This is a genomic window from Citrobacter sp. KTE151 (assembly GCF_000398845.1).
Classification (GTDB): domain Bacteria; phylum Pseudomonadota; class Gammaproteobacteria; order Enterobacterales; family Enterobacteriaceae; genus Citrobacter; species Citrobacter braakii.
On the sequence record NZ_KB976069.1, the window covers coordinates 89,948 to 101,687 of the forward strand.

Here is an 11,740-nt window from a genome sequence, read left to right on the forward strand (position 1 = left end):
CCTGTGGGGTGGCCGATATCAGCAGTCCATCACAGGAATGTAAATGCAAAATGTCAGAAGCCGTTCATATTTGTCATATTGCGATTTTTCTTCACGGAGCGTGATATGCCGCAACCAGGACGTCACTTTTTCGCCAGTGCGCGCGGACGATTGCTGTTCTTCAATCTGCTGGTGGTGACGGTCACGCTGATGGTAAGCGGTGTGGCGGTGCTGGGGTTTCAGCATGCCAGTCAAATCCAGGAACAGGTGCAGCAGCAAACCGTTGACGACATGACCGGCAGCATGAACCTGGCGCGGGATACGGCGAACGTGGCGACGGCGGCGGTGCGGCTGTCGCAGGTGGTCGGCGCGCTGGAATACAAAGGTGAAGCGGAGCGGCTGCAGGAGACGCAACGGGCGCTGAAGCATTCGCTGGAACAGCTGGCTACCGCGCCGTTGGCGCAGCAGGAGCCGGCGCTGGTCGAGCGTATTATCCAGCGCAGCCAGGAGCTACAAAGCAGCGTGGAAGGTATGCTGCAGCGCGGGCAACGGCGACATCTGGAACGTAACGCCCTGCTCAGTTCGCTGTATCAGAATCAAAGTTATTTACGTCATCTGCAAAAGCTGACCGGCGCGCAGGATGACGTGCTGCTGGGGCAGATAGACCGCTTAATTGTTGCCGCCATTGAAACACCCACGCCGCGTTCGGTGGTGAAACAACTGGACGGCGTGATGCCCGCGCTGCCTGTGCAAAATAGCAATCCGCTGATTACCAACATCCTCACCGACTTCAACCAGGAGTTGCATAAGCTGGAGCCGCTCTCTTCTGCGCTTGAGCAGAGTGATTTGGCGATCAACTGGTATATGTTTCATATCAAAGCGCTGGTGGCGATCCTCAACAGCGATATCAACCGGTATGCTTCGCAGGTGGCGCTGATCTCCGAACAGCGGGTGGCGCAAAGCCATCAGGAACTGCAATCCGGCGCGTTGTTTATTTTGGTGTTTGCGCTGTTGGCGGTGGTGATCACCGGTTTTGCCGGCTGGTATATCTACCGTAACCTCGGTTCTAACCTGACGGCCATTTCGCGGGCGATGACCCGGCTGGCGCATGGTGAATCGGACGTTAGCGTCCCGGCCCTGCAGCGGCGCGATGAGCTGGGCGAGCTGGCCCGCGCCTTTAGCGTCTTCGCCCGTAATACGGCATCGCTGGAGCACACCACCCGACTGCTAAAAGAAAAAACCAGCCAGATGGAAATCGACCGCACCGAGCGCCAGGGGCTGGAGGAAGCGCTGTTGCACAGTCAGAAACTGAAGGCGGTAGGGCAACTGACGGGCGGATTAGCGCATGATTTCAATAACCTGCTGGCGGTCATTATTGGCAGCCTGGATCTGGTGAACCCAGACTCTCCCGATGCGCCACGGGTCAATCGGGCGCTAAAAGCCGCCGAGCGCGGGGCGCTCCTTACCCAGCGGCTGCTGGCCTTTTCGCGCAAACAGTCGTTGCATCCCCATGCGGTGGAGCTGAAAACGCTGCTGGAAAATTTGGGCGAACTGATGCGCCACTCTCTTCCGGCTACGTTGACGCTGGAGATTGAAGCCCAGTCTCCCGCCTGGCCCGCGTGGATTGATGTCAGCCAACTGGAGAACGCCATTATCAATCTGGTGATGAATGCCCGTGACGCCATGGACGGGCAGGCGGGCACGATTAAAATCCGTACCTGGAATCAGCGGGTCACGCGCAGCGATGGGCGTAAGCAGGATATGGTGATGCTGGAAGTTGCCGACCAGGGAAGCGGGATGTCGCAGGAGGTGAAAGCTCAGGTCTTCGAGCCGTTTTTCACCACCAAACAGACCGGCAGCGGCAGCGGGCTGGGGCTGTCTATGGTCTACGGTTTTGTGCGCCAGTCCGGTGGCCGCGTGGAGATTGAAAGCGCCCCTGGGCAGGGAACGACGGTCAGATTGCAGCTTCCTCGCGCGGTTGTGCCGGTGCAGACACCGGTGGAGACAATCGCACAGCACACCCCGACTCGCGGTGAAAAACTGGTGCTGGTTCTCGAAGATGAAGCCGATGTGCGCCAGACGTTATGTGAGCAATTACACCTGCTGGGCTACCTGACGTTAGAGGCCGCCAACGGCGAACAGGCTATGCATATGCTGGCGGCTTCATCCGAGATTGATATTTTTATCAGCGACTTAATGCTGCCCGGCGGTTTAAGCGGTGTGGATGTGGTTAATCATGCGCTGGCACATTATCCACAACTGAACATCCTGCTGATTAGCGGCCAGGATTTACGTCCGGCGCATAATCCGGCGCTGCCGGATGTGGCGTTATTGCGTAAGCCCTTCACCCGGGGAGAACTGGCGCAGGCGCTGCGGCATTCGCGTAATTGAGATTCCTCCGCTACCCGCGCAAATACGCTTTGATTACCGTGGGGCGAGTTTCTTGATGAGGCTGGTTTTATGCAACGCTCCGCGACATTCTTACTTTTCACTCTGCTGATGATGACCACCGTATCGGCGCAGGCCGATATTATCGATGACGCCATCGGTAATATTCAGCAGGCGATTAACGATGCATACAAACCGGACAGCGGGCGGGATTATGACGACTCTCGTGATGAAAGCTGGCAGCGACAGATGAGTGACGATCGTCGCCGGCAGTATGATAATCGCCGCCAGTTTGAAGACCGACGCCGCCAACTGGATGACCGCCAGCGCCAGCTCGATCAGGAACGGCGTCAGTTAGAAGACGAAGAGCGCAGAATGGAAGAAGATTATGATCGTTAGCGCAATTTTTCGCTTGCAAGGTTATAAGGAGCAGAGACCTGTTAACAAGTGTTTTAGTGCGATGTAAACCTACCTCAGCACAATCTCCATTCCGTCATACCCGGCTTCGAGCCCTGTCGGTAGCGGATTCTCCATCATCCACAAATCAAACTGATGACTGATATGCGTCAGGATCACCCGTGGGCAGCGGATAACCTCGTTCAAGGCGATAACGGTATTTACATCGCTGTGATTGCGCGGCGGCTCGGCGCGCGGGGCGTGGCTACAGTCGATGATAATCACCTGAGGCTGGTTATTGTGGAGAAACTTCAGCGTCTTGTCGGGAAGTCCGGCGGTATCGGAGAGCCACGCCACGCGGCTGTGCGCGGTCTCCAGCAGATAGCCAAACGTCAGCTTTGAATGGTTGAGCGGGAGTGGCGTCACCTGCAACCCTTGCAGGTTAAACACCACGAATGGCGCGACGGTATGGCTAAAATCGAGGATGCCAGGGTGCTTAAACAGATCGTCGCATCCCTGTTCATCCGGCGGACCGTACACCGGGATAGTCGCCCCCACGCCCCAGCGCAGCGGAAACAGCCCCTGCACGTGATCCATATGGTAGTGGGTGAGCAGAAACTGCTGGAAGCTACCTGCTGGCCAGTCGTCCATCAGATGCGGGATCCCCGCGTCCAGCAGCGTCACCGCATTGTTAAATTTGACCACCCCGCTACAAGGGCGTCGACGGTATTGCGCCTGTAAGCGTGCTCGTTGGCAGGCCGCACAGTCACATCCAAATGCTGGCACCAGTTGCGCACCGCCGGTTCCCGTCAGCGTAATGGTCAGACTCATGGCTCCCCCTACAACGGTTTGGTGAAGCGAAAATGGCTCATGGTATAGCCTTCGCGCTGGTAAAAGCGGTGCGCGTCAAGGCGTTGGGTACTGGTAGAAAGCTCGGTTATTTCTGCGCCCGCTTCGCGCGCGGTGGCTTCAGCCCAGGCCAGTAACTGACTACCCACTTTTAGTCCTCGTGCCTGTGGCATCACCACCAGTTCCTGGATCTCGCCAATCCAGTTGGCGTGGTGCAGATGAAACTGGAGGTGCAGACCGATCAAGCCGACGACCTGTCCGTCGAGCAGCGCCAGCTGGTAGCGCATATTGGGATCTTGCAGATTTGCGGCGTAGCCAGCGCTAAAGGCCTGCAGGTCGAATTGGCCCTGTTTCAACTCACAGATAAGCGCGTAAACCGCATCGGTATCGTATAGCGTGGCGCGGCGTAATTCACAGACAGACATGTTTCTTCTCCTTGCGTCCCATCAGTGTGAGCAGTGTATCGACAGACTGTAGCAAACTTCCATCATTGTTCAGGACGTGGCAGTCATACGGCGTGTAGCGTGCCGCGCGTTCAAGGCGGGCAGCGATTTCCGTTTCGCTCTCCCGCCCACGTGCCTGCAGGCGCTGGCGTAAAATGGCCGGGGAAACCTGTAAGCAAATGGGAAGTAAAGAAGCACCATAACGGGCCTGCGCCTGGGGCAGATGCGCGCGCGAGCCGTTGACCACCACATCAAAACCGGCGTGCAGCCAGAGGTCAATCTCTACGCCGACGCCGTAATAGAAGCCGTTGGCATGCCAGCTCAGCGCCAGCAGGTTCTGCCCGGCGCGGGTAAAAAACTCTGGTTCGCTGAGGGCAATATGGTTTTCATTCCCGGCGTTGGCGGCGCGGGTGATGTAACGGTGCGCCACCAGCAGTTGCGCAGGTTCCTGCTGGCGAAGTTCTGCCAGTAGACTGTCCTTACCGGAGCCAGACGGCCCCATCAGCCAGATCAGTTTCCCCATAGTCAGAATACCCTTTTGCCCTGACGCCAGACGTGGTCGATATGGATGTGATCGCCTTTGCGATGCGCCAGCACCAGATCCGCGCGTTTACCTTCGGCTACAACGCCACGATCGTCGAGATTTAATGCCCGCGCCGGATTGCGGGTCACCAGACGAATGGCCTGCGGCAGCGTAAAGCGGTTGGCGTCATCGTCTGCCACGCGAAATGCCGCATCGAGCAGGCTGGCGGGGTAGTAGTCGGAGGAGAGAATATCCAGCAGCCCCAGCTCAGCCAGCTTATGCGCCGCAACGTTGCCGGAGTGAGAACCGCCGCGCACGATGTTGGGCGCGCCCATCAGTACGTTCATACCATGCTGGCGCGAGGCCTCTGCGGCGGCAAAGGTAGTAGGAAATTCGGCGATCACGCTGCCAAGTTGATGCGATTCCAGCACATGATCGCAGGTGGCATCGTCATGGCTCGCCAGCGCTATCTGGCGCTCACGACACATCTGAGCAATCGCTGTGCGGTTGGGTTGCGACCAACGAGCAGCCAGAGCTAACTGTTCTTCTTCGTAGCGGGCCATTTGCTCGTCGGTAAGTGAATACTTGCCCTGATAATACTCGCGGTACTTCTCGCGATTGGCAAACTGACGCTGGCCGGGGGAGTGGTCCATCAGCGATACCAGCGTCACCGGCTCACGACTGACCAGTTTTTCAAACAGCGGTAGGGTGGTGTGATGCGGCAGCTCGCAGCGCAAATGCAGGCGGTGCTCGGCGCGATTGACCCCGCGCTTTTGCGTCTCTTCCACCGCGTTGATCATCTTCTCCAGATTTTCCAGACGGTCGCCACCGTCGCGCACATCGCCAATCGCCACCGCGTCCAGCACGGTGGTAATGCCGCTGGCGACCATCAGCGCGTCGTGGCTGCTCATCGCCGAGTGGGCGGGCCAGTCTACTTTCGGGCGCGGGGTGAAAAACTTGTCGAGATTGTCGGTATGCAGCTCGATAAGCCCTGGCAGCAGCCAGCCGCCTTCTCCGTCCATCGCTTGGGCCAGTTGGCTCTGACTTTCGGCAAAGGCGCGGATCGTTCCGCCCTCAATTTCCAGCGATCCTTGCACCACTTCATCTTCCAGCACCAGCTTTACATTATTGATAATCATGCTGTTGTTCCCATCAGGTGCAGGCGATCCGCGACGCGGTCGCGCACGGTTTGATCGTGAAAAATGCCGACAATTGCCGCGCCGCGGGCTTTCGCTTCTTCAATCAATGCGACGACGGCGGCGCTGTTTTTGGCGTCCAGCGAGGCGGTGGGCTCATCGAGGAGTAGAATCGGGTAATCGACGATAAACCCTCGGGCGATATTGACGCGCTGCTGTTCGCCCCCGGAAAACGTCGACGGCGCCAGATGCCACAGCCGCTCCGGCACGTTCAGGCGGGTAAGCAGGTTAGCCGCTTTGGCTGCGCACTCCTCGCGCGACACGCCGAGATCCAGCAGCGGCTGCATCACCACATCCAGCGCAGAAATCCTTGGGATCACGCGCAGGAACTGGCTGACCCAGCCGATGGTTGAACGGCGAACTTCCAGTACTTTACGCGCCGGAGCCTGCACCAGATCGACCCATTCGCCGCTGTGGCGGATGTGGATGTGTCCTTCATCCGGCAGATAGTTGGCGTACAGCGAACGCAGCAACGTGGATTTGCCGCTGCCAGAGTGACCGTGCAGCACCACGCATTCGCCTTTTTTAACTTCCAGCGTGGCGTCTTGCAGCACCGGCAGACGCACGCCGTTTTGCTGATGCAGTACGAAGGTTTTACTGACGTTTTCAACGCGGATCGCGTTCATTTTTAGCCTCTTTAAGCATTTTTGCGTTCGATTGCCTGATGGCGCTTCGCTTATCAGGCCTACAACCGATGCCGATCCGTAGGCCGGGTCGCGAAGCGCCACCCGGCAAGACAAAATCAGTTTTGCAAAACAGATGACACCAGCAACTGGGTATACGGATGATGCGGATCGTCGAGTACGCGGTCGGTTAACCCACTTTCCACCACCTGACCCTGCTTCATCACCAGCAAACGGTCGGCCAGCAGGCGCGCTACGCCCAGATCGTGGGTGACAATAACCACTGCCAGATCCAGTTCCACCACAAGACCGCGCAGCAGGTCCAGCAGTTTGGCCTGTACGGAAACGTCCAGACCGCCGGTGGGCTCGTCCATAAACACCAGTTTGGGATGGGTGACGAGGTTGCGGGCGATCTGCAGTCGCTGCTGCATGCCGCCGGAAAAGGTGGTTGGCAGGTCGTCGATACGCGAGGCCGGGATCTCCACTTCTTCCAGCCAACGCTGCGCGGTGGCACGGATGTCGCCGTAGTGGCGCGCCCCGGTGGCCATCAGGCGTTCGCCGATATTGCCGCCAGCGGAGACCTGACGGCGCAGGCCATCCAGCGGATGCTGATGCACCACGCCCCATTCGGTGCGCAGCAGACGGCGACGGTCGGCCTCGTTCATGCCGTACAGCGAACGGTTCTGATACAAAATCTCACCGCTCTGCGGCGTCAGCCGTGAAGAGATCGATTTCAGCAGCGTGGTTTTGCCGGAACCGGACTCGCCGACGATACCCAGCACTTCGCCAGGCCACAGGTCAAAAGAGACATCGCTGAAGCCCTTGCCCGGCGCGTAGAGATGGGTCAGGTTGTTGACTGAAAGCAGCGGTTGCGTCATTTGCTGAGGGCCTCACTCTGTTGGCGGCAGTAGTCGGTGTCGGAGCAGACAAACATGCGTTTGCCGGTGTCATCGAGCACCACTTCATCGAGATAGCTGTGGGTTGAGCCACAGATGGCGCAAGGCTCATCCCAGCTCTGCACGGTAAACGGGTGATCGTCGAAATCGAGGCTTTCCACGCGGGTGTAAGGTGGAACGGCATAGATGCGTTTTTCGCGGCCTGCGCCAAACAGTTGCAGGGCCGGCATCATGTCCATCTTCGGATTGTCGAATTTTGGAATTGGCGACGGGTCCATGACGTAGCGGTCGTTAACCTTCACCGGATAGGCGTAAGTGGTGGCGATATGGCCGAAGCGGGCGATATCTTCATAAAGTTTCACCTGCATGATGCCGTACTCTTCCAGCGCGTGCATGGTGCGGGTTTCCGTTTCGCGCGGCTCGATAAAGCGCAACGGCTCTGGGATCGGGACCTGGAAGATAATGATCTGGTCTTCCACCAGCGGCGTTTCCGGGATGCGGTGGCGGGTCTGGATCAGCGTCGCGTCTTCCGTGCGCTCGGTGGTGTTCACCCCGGTCACGCGTTTAAAGAAGTTGCGAATCGACACGGCGTTAGTGGTGTCATCCGCGCCCTGGTCAATTACCTTCAGCACGTCCGGCTCGCCAATCACGCTGGCGGTGAGCTGAATACCGCCGGTTCCCCAGCCGTAGGGCATCGGCATTTCACGTCCGCCAAACGGCACCTGGTAACCGGGGATCGCCACCGCTTTCAGAATCGCGCGACGGATCATGCGTTTGGTCTGCTCATCAAGATACGCAAAGTTGTAGCCGGAGAGGTTAGTGGTCACGGGTGGCCTCCTGTTGCAGGCGTTTGAGCAGTTCCAGCTCGGCCTGGAAATCGACGTAATGGGGAAGTTTGAGGTGCGAAACAAAACCCGCCGCCTCGACGTTATCCGCATGCGCCAGCACGAACTCTTCGTCCTGCGCCGGTCCCGTGACCGATTCATCGTATTCGGCTGCCTGTAGGGCGCGGTCCACCAGCGCCATCGCCATCGCTTTACGTTCGCTCATGCCGAACACCAGCCCGTAGCCGCGGGTAAAATGGGGGGATTCGTTTTCTGGCGCGACAAAACCGTTGACCATTTCACATTCGGTCATCAGCAGTTCACCGACGTTCACCGCAAATCCCAGCTCTTCCGGTACGGTTTCCAGTGCCACATAGCCGCTGCGGATTTCGGCGGCAAACGGGTGATTGCGCCCGTAGCCGCGTTGGGTGGAGTAGGCCAGCGCCAGCAGATATCCCTCATCGCCGCGCATCAGCTGTTGCAGACGTGAAGCGCGTGAGCAGGGGTAGACCGGTGGCGTGCGGGTGATGTCGTCGGGCGTGGCGCCATTATCCTCTTCACGCTTTGCCAGTCCCTGGTTGGCCAGCAGGGAAAAGACGTGCGGAGAGGCGTCCTGCGCGTCGTCTGCGCTGCGCAGGGGGGGCGTTTCGCCATTGGCCAGCAGGGTAAAATCCAGCAGGCGATGGGTGTAGTCATAAGTGGGACCTAACAACTGCCCGCCGGGAATATCCTTGTAGACCGCAGAGATTCGGCGCTCAAGGCGCATTTCTGCACTGTTAACCGGTTCGCTGACCGCCACCTTTGCCAGCGTAGTGCGGTAGGCGCGGAGCAAAAAGATGGCTTCGACGTTATCGCCGCTGGCCTGCTTCAGCGCCAGCGCGGCCAGTTCGCGGTCGGCGATGCCGCCTTCGGTCATCACCCGGTCGACGGCCAGGTTCATCTGTTGTTCGATTTGCGCCACGCTCAGTTCAGCAATGGTCTCTTCGCCCCGGCGTCGGTTTTCCTGCAGGGCATGGGCGTTGGCTATCGCCTTTTCGCCCCCTTTGACGGCGACATACATCAGCACACCTCCACATGGGTAGTTCGCGGAATAGCCAGCAGGCGTTCGCCGCAGGTGAGGATCAGGTCGACCCCCAGCGGGAACGGATGCGGGCGTTCGGTGAGTTCGTGAATCAGGCATTCCGGTAGCTGTGGCGCGATCATGCGCTCTTCAGCGATACCGGCGCCGGTCAGACGCAGCATGCGTCCACCGCTTAAGCCAGAGACCTGCACAATCAGCGTGGCGCTGGTTTCTGGCGCGACGGCGGAACCGGCGGAGAGGGCGTTAAGCTGTTCGCTGCTGATGCGTTCGTCGGCGACGGCAAAGGCCGCCAACTGCGGCTGATCCACCAGCGGCGCGTTGGTGTGAAAACGCAGATTCTGCCGGGCGATATCGTTATCCATCGACGGCGCAAGCCAGACCGGCGTGTCGCCATCGACCAGGGTCAGTAGCACGCTGGTGGTTGCCAGGCCCAGTGGCTGCCAGCCGTGTTTCAGTTGATGCAGGGCGACGATCACGCCCGGCTCACTCATGGCCTTCAGCAGGCGACGAAAGCTCTGCTGAGCATCCTGAACGGGTAAATTAAAAGCGGTTTGTAAGGTCATGCGTTATCTCCGCGTACCAGCGTGAAGAAGTCGACCCGGCTGGCGTTGACTTCGGCACGGCGCGCGCTAATCAGCGCATCGCGTTCCGCTTCCAGCGGGGCAATTAAGGTTTCCATTAGGCTCTGGAAATGCGTTTGTTCCTGTAGCAGTGCGTCAATGACCGCGCACTGCTCGGCGTGTTGTTTGTTGCGGCCCAGCAGGTAGCTGTAGCCCAGCGTGCCGCTCTTCAGGCGTACCACTGCGCGGGTAAGCGTGGTATCACCGGCAAAGAAGCGGTTGCCGGTGCCGCCCATGCGAGCCTGGAGCTGCATCAGTCCGCTTTCCGGTGCGCGGATAAGTTCATAGTCTGGCGTCAGTTTGAGCGCGTTGATGCGGGCGTTCAGGGCATCGGCATTGCTGTAAGCCAGCGCGCGCATCCAGCGCTGGCGGGTAGCGGTATCGAAATGCATTCAGTGCTCCATAGTGAATTCGATCATGTCGGCGCGGGTCAGGCTGACGGAGTATTCCGCCGCGTGTTCTTCGCCTTCACGGTGGTTCAGGGTGCGCACGCACAGCAGCGGCGCCATATTGGGGATTTCCAGCACTTTGCTCTCTTTAGCCTGTGCGCGGCGGGCGCTGATGCGCGTTTGTGTGCGCAGGAGCGTCAGACCGGACTGTTCGCGCAGGTAGTCGTGCAGTGAGCCGTTGTTAAAGCCCTGCAGCAGCGGCCATAGCGTGAGGTCGGAAAAATAGTGGTCGATCTGGCATAGTGCGATACCGTTTACCCGGCGCAGGGTGCGCAGATGAATCACGTTATCGCCCTCGTTAATGCTGAGCGCATCGGCAATGTGGCTGGAGGCCGGGCGCAGCACCGCCAGCAGTTTTTCGCTGGTGGGGTGGCTGCCCTGGTCCAGCAGGTTCTGGCTAAAGCGCGCCTGGGCATTAAGCGGGTAATCGAATGGGCGCATCAGCACCAGTACGCCGATGCCCTGGCGACGCTGGACCCAACCACGCTCAACCAACTGGTCAATAGCGCGGCGCAGGGTGTGGCGGTTTACCTCGTAGCGCGCGGCAAGCTGATGCTCGGCGGGCAGATAGTCGCCGCAGCGATAATGATGACGAAGCTCCTGCTCAAGTCTCGCGGCAATTTCCTGATAACGCGTTGGATAACTGGTCGGATGTGTAGACAAGTGCATAGCAATCAATGCCTCGCTAATCAGATAAAGTGCTTACGCAAACGCTGGGAAAGGAAATCCAGCAGGCTGACGGTGACGATGATTAACACCATCAGGGCGCAGGTTTGCTGGAACTGAAAGCCGCGAATCGCCTCCCATAAAGTCACGCCAATACCGCCCGCACCCACCATTCCGACCACCGTGGCCGAGCGGACGTTGGATTCAAAGCGATACAGCGAGTAGGAGATAAGCAGCGGCATGACCTGTGGCAGAACGCCGTACAGAATCTCTTCAATTTTGTTGGCCCCGGTGGCGCGAATGCCTTCTACCGGACCCGGCTCAATGGCTTCTACCGCTTCCGAAAGCAGCTTGGACAGCACCCCGGTGGTGTGGATAAACAGTGCCATTACCCCGGCGAACGGACCTAAACCCACGGCGACCACGAACAGCATGGCGAAGACCATTTCATTGATGGCGCGGCAGGCGTCCATCAGGCGACGCATCGGCTGGTAAATCCACCACGGCACGAGGTTATCGGCGCACATCAGGCCAAAGGGAATCGACAGCACAACGGCGAGGGCGGTACCCCAGACGGCAATTTGCAGGGTGACGGCCATTTCACCGAGATAGTCCTGCCATTGACTGAAGTCTGGCGGAAAGAAGTCGGCGGCGAAGGTCGCCATATTGCCGGAATCCTGGATCAGCGTGAGCGGAGCCATTTCGGCACCTTTCCACGAGACCACCAGCACGGCGAGAAGAATGGCCCAGCTCAGCAGTGAGAACCAGCTACGTTTGGGCGGGGCGACGGTGATGGTTTGCATGTTT

At 58.9% G+C, this 11,740-nt stretch carries 14 protein-coding genes; 2 read left to right on the forward strand and 12 right to left on the reverse strand.

What is annotated here, in order from left to right; translation table 11 throughout:
- Window positions 1–105: 105 nt before the first annotated feature.
- Window positions 106–2,370 (forward strand): hybrid sensor histidine kinase/response regulator, encoded by a 2,265-nt coding sequence (locus tag WC7_RS00220; protein WP_016155388.1) that lies wholly within the window; start codon window positions 106–108, stop codon window positions 2,368–2,370.
- A 69-nt stretch (window positions 2,371–2,439) separates the two neighbouring features.
- A complete protein-coding gene (yjdP, locus tag WC7_RS00215; protein ID WP_016155389.1) occupies window positions 2,440–2,766 on the forward strand; it encodes a DDRRRQL repeat protein YjdP in 327 nt (108 codons plus the stop codon).
- A gap of 69 nt (window positions 2,767–2,835) precedes the next feature.
- Here the strand turns inward: yjdP and phnP are convergent, their stop codons facing one another.
- The 12 genes from phnP to phnE all read right to left on the reverse strand — a co-directional run bounded on the left by phnP (window position 2,836) and on the right by phnE (window position 11,736).
- Window positions 2,836–3,594, reverse strand: coding sequence for a phosphonate metabolism protein PhnP (phnP, locus tag WC7_RS00210; protein WP_016155390.1), 759 nt, complete (start codon window positions 3,592–3,594; stop codon window positions 2,836–2,838).
- Between the two features lie 8 nt (window positions 3,595–3,602).
- Entirely contained in the window at window positions 3,603–4,037 is a 435-nt protein-coding gene (gene phnO / locus WC7_RS00205) for an aminoalkylphosphonate N-acetyltransferase (protein ID WP_016155391.1), read from the reverse strand.
- Window positions 4,024–4,578, reverse strand: a complete 555-nt coding sequence (gene phnN / locus WC7_RS00200) for a ribose 1,5-bisphosphokinase (protein WP_016155392.1) — start codon at window positions 4,576–4,578, stop codon at window positions 4,024–4,026. Before phnN ends, phnO begins: the two co-directional genes overlap by 14 nt.
- A gap of 2 nt (window positions 4,579–4,580) precedes the next feature.
- Window positions 4,581–5,717, reverse strand: a complete 1,137-nt coding sequence (phnM, locus tag WC7_RS00195; RefSeq protein WP_016155393.1) for an alpha-D-ribose 1-methylphosphonate 5-triphosphate diphosphatase — start codon at window positions 5,715–5,717, stop codon at window positions 4,581–4,583.
- Window positions 5,714–6,400, reverse strand: coding sequence for a phosphonate C-P lyase system protein PhnL (gene phnL, locus WC7_RS00190; RefSeq protein WP_016155394.1), 687 nt, complete (start codon window positions 6,398–6,400; stop codon window positions 5,714–5,716). Before phnL ends, phnM begins: the two co-directional genes overlap by 4 nt.
- Before the next feature lie 116 nt (window positions 6,401–6,516).
- Complete coding sequence (gene phnK, locus WC7_RS00185; RefSeq protein ID WP_003844769.1) at window positions 6,517–7,275, reverse strand: phosphonate C-P lyase system protein PhnK; 759 nt, start codon at window positions 7,273–7,275, stop codon at window positions 6,517–6,519.
- The gene (gene phnJ, locus WC7_RS00180; RefSeq protein ID WP_049259807.1) at window positions 7,272–8,063 is read right to left on the reverse strand and encodes an alpha-D-ribose 1-methylphosphonate 5-phosphate C-P-lyase PhnJ; all 792 of its coding nucleotides are present in this window, start codon (window positions 8,061–8,063) and stop codon (window positions 7,272–7,274) included. Before phnJ ends, phnK begins: the two co-directional genes overlap by 4 nt.
- 46 nt (window positions 8,064–8,109) lie before the next feature.
- A complete protein-coding gene (locus WC7_RS00175; protein ID WP_016155395.1) occupies window positions 8,110–9,177 on the reverse strand; it encodes a carbon-phosphorus lyase complex subunit in 1,068 nt (355 codons plus the stop codon).
- Entirely contained in the window at window positions 9,177–9,761 is a 585-nt protein-coding gene (gene phnH / locus WC7_RS00170; RefSeq protein ID WP_003031824.1) for a phosphonate C-P lyase system protein PhnH, read from the reverse strand. Before phnH ends, WC7_RS00175 begins: the two co-directional genes overlap by 1 nt.
- Window positions 9,758–10,210, reverse strand: coding sequence for a phosphonate C-P lyase system protein PhnG (phnG, locus tag WC7_RS00165; RefSeq protein WP_016155396.1), 453 nt, complete (start codon window positions 10,208–10,210; stop codon window positions 9,758–9,760). The genes phnH and phnG overlap by 4 nt, the downstream gene beginning before the upstream one ends.
- On the reverse strand, window positions 10,211–10,936 hold the full coding sequence (gene phnF, locus WC7_RS00160) for a phosphonate metabolism transcriptional regulator PhnF (protein ID WP_016155397.1): 726 nt from the start codon (window positions 10,934–10,936) through the stop codon (window positions 10,211–10,213).
- Between the two features lie 20 nt (window positions 10,937–10,956).
- Window positions 10,957–11,736 carry a phosphonate ABC transporter, permease protein PhnE gene (phnE, locus tag WC7_RS00155; protein ID WP_016155398.1) on the reverse strand — a complete coding sequence of 260 codons (780 nt, stop codon included), beginning with the start codon at window positions 11,734–11,736 and terminating at the stop codon, window positions 10,957–10,959.
- Window positions 11,737–11,740 lie beyond the last annotated feature (4 nt).

What these genes read in the sequence shown, in the direction of transcription:
- phnO (WP_016155391.1), bottom strand. Translation starts at nt 4,037, where the DNA reads ATGTCTGTCTGTGAATTACGCCGCGCCACGCTATACGATACCGATGCG.
- phnG (WP_016155396.1), bottom strand. Translation starts at nt 10,210, where the DNA reads ATGCATTTCGATACCGCTACCCGCCAGCGCTGGATGCGCGCGCTGGCT.
- phnN (WP_016155392.1), bottom strand. Translation starts at nt 4,578, where the DNA reads ATGGGGAAACTGATCTGGCTGATGGGGCCGTCTGGCTCCGGTAAGGAC.
- WC7_RS00175 (WP_016155395.1), bottom strand. Translation starts at nt 9,177, where the DNA reads ATGTATGTCGCCGTCAAAGGGGGCGAAAAGGCGATAGCCAACGCCCAT.
- phnE (WP_016155398.1), bottom strand. Translation starts at nt 11,736, where the DNA reads ATGCAAACCATCACCGTCGCCCCGCCCAAACGTAGCTGGTTCTCACTG.
- phnF (WP_016155397.1), bottom strand. Translation starts at nt 10,936, where the DNA reads ATGCACTTGTCTACACATCCGACCAGTTATCCAACGCGTTATCAGGAA.
- yjdP (WP_016155389.1), top strand. Translation starts at nt 2,440, where the DNA reads ATGCAACGCTCCGCGACATTCTTACTTTTCACTCTGCTGATGATGACC.
- WC7_RS00220 (WP_016155388.1), top strand. Translation starts at nt 106, where the DNA reads ATGCCGCAACCAGGACGTCACTTTTTCGCCAGTGCGCGCGGACGATTG.
- phnJ (WP_049259807.1), bottom strand. Translation starts at nt 8,063, where the DNA reads ATGATCCGTCGCGCGATTCTGAAAGCGGTGGCGATCCCCGGTTACCAG.
- phnM (WP_016155393.1), bottom strand. Translation starts at nt 5,717, where the DNA reads ATGATTATCAATAATGTAAAGCTGGTGCTGGAAGATGAAGTGGTGCAA.
- phnL (WP_016155394.1), bottom strand. Translation starts at nt 6,400, where the DNA reads ATGAACGCGATCCGCGTTGAAAACGTCAGTAAAACCTTCGTACTGCAT.
- phnK (WP_003844769.1), bottom strand. Translation starts at nt 7,275, where the DNA reads ATGACGCAACCGCTGCTTTCAGTCAACAACCTGACCCATCTCTACGCG.
- phnP (WP_016155390.1), bottom strand. Translation starts at nt 3,594, where the DNA reads ATGAGTCTGACCATTACGCTGACGGGAACCGGCGGTGCGCAACTGGTG.
- phnH (WP_003031824.1), bottom strand. Translation starts at nt 9,761, where the DNA reads ATGACCTTACAAACCGCTTTTAATTTACCCGTTCAGGATGCTCAGCAG.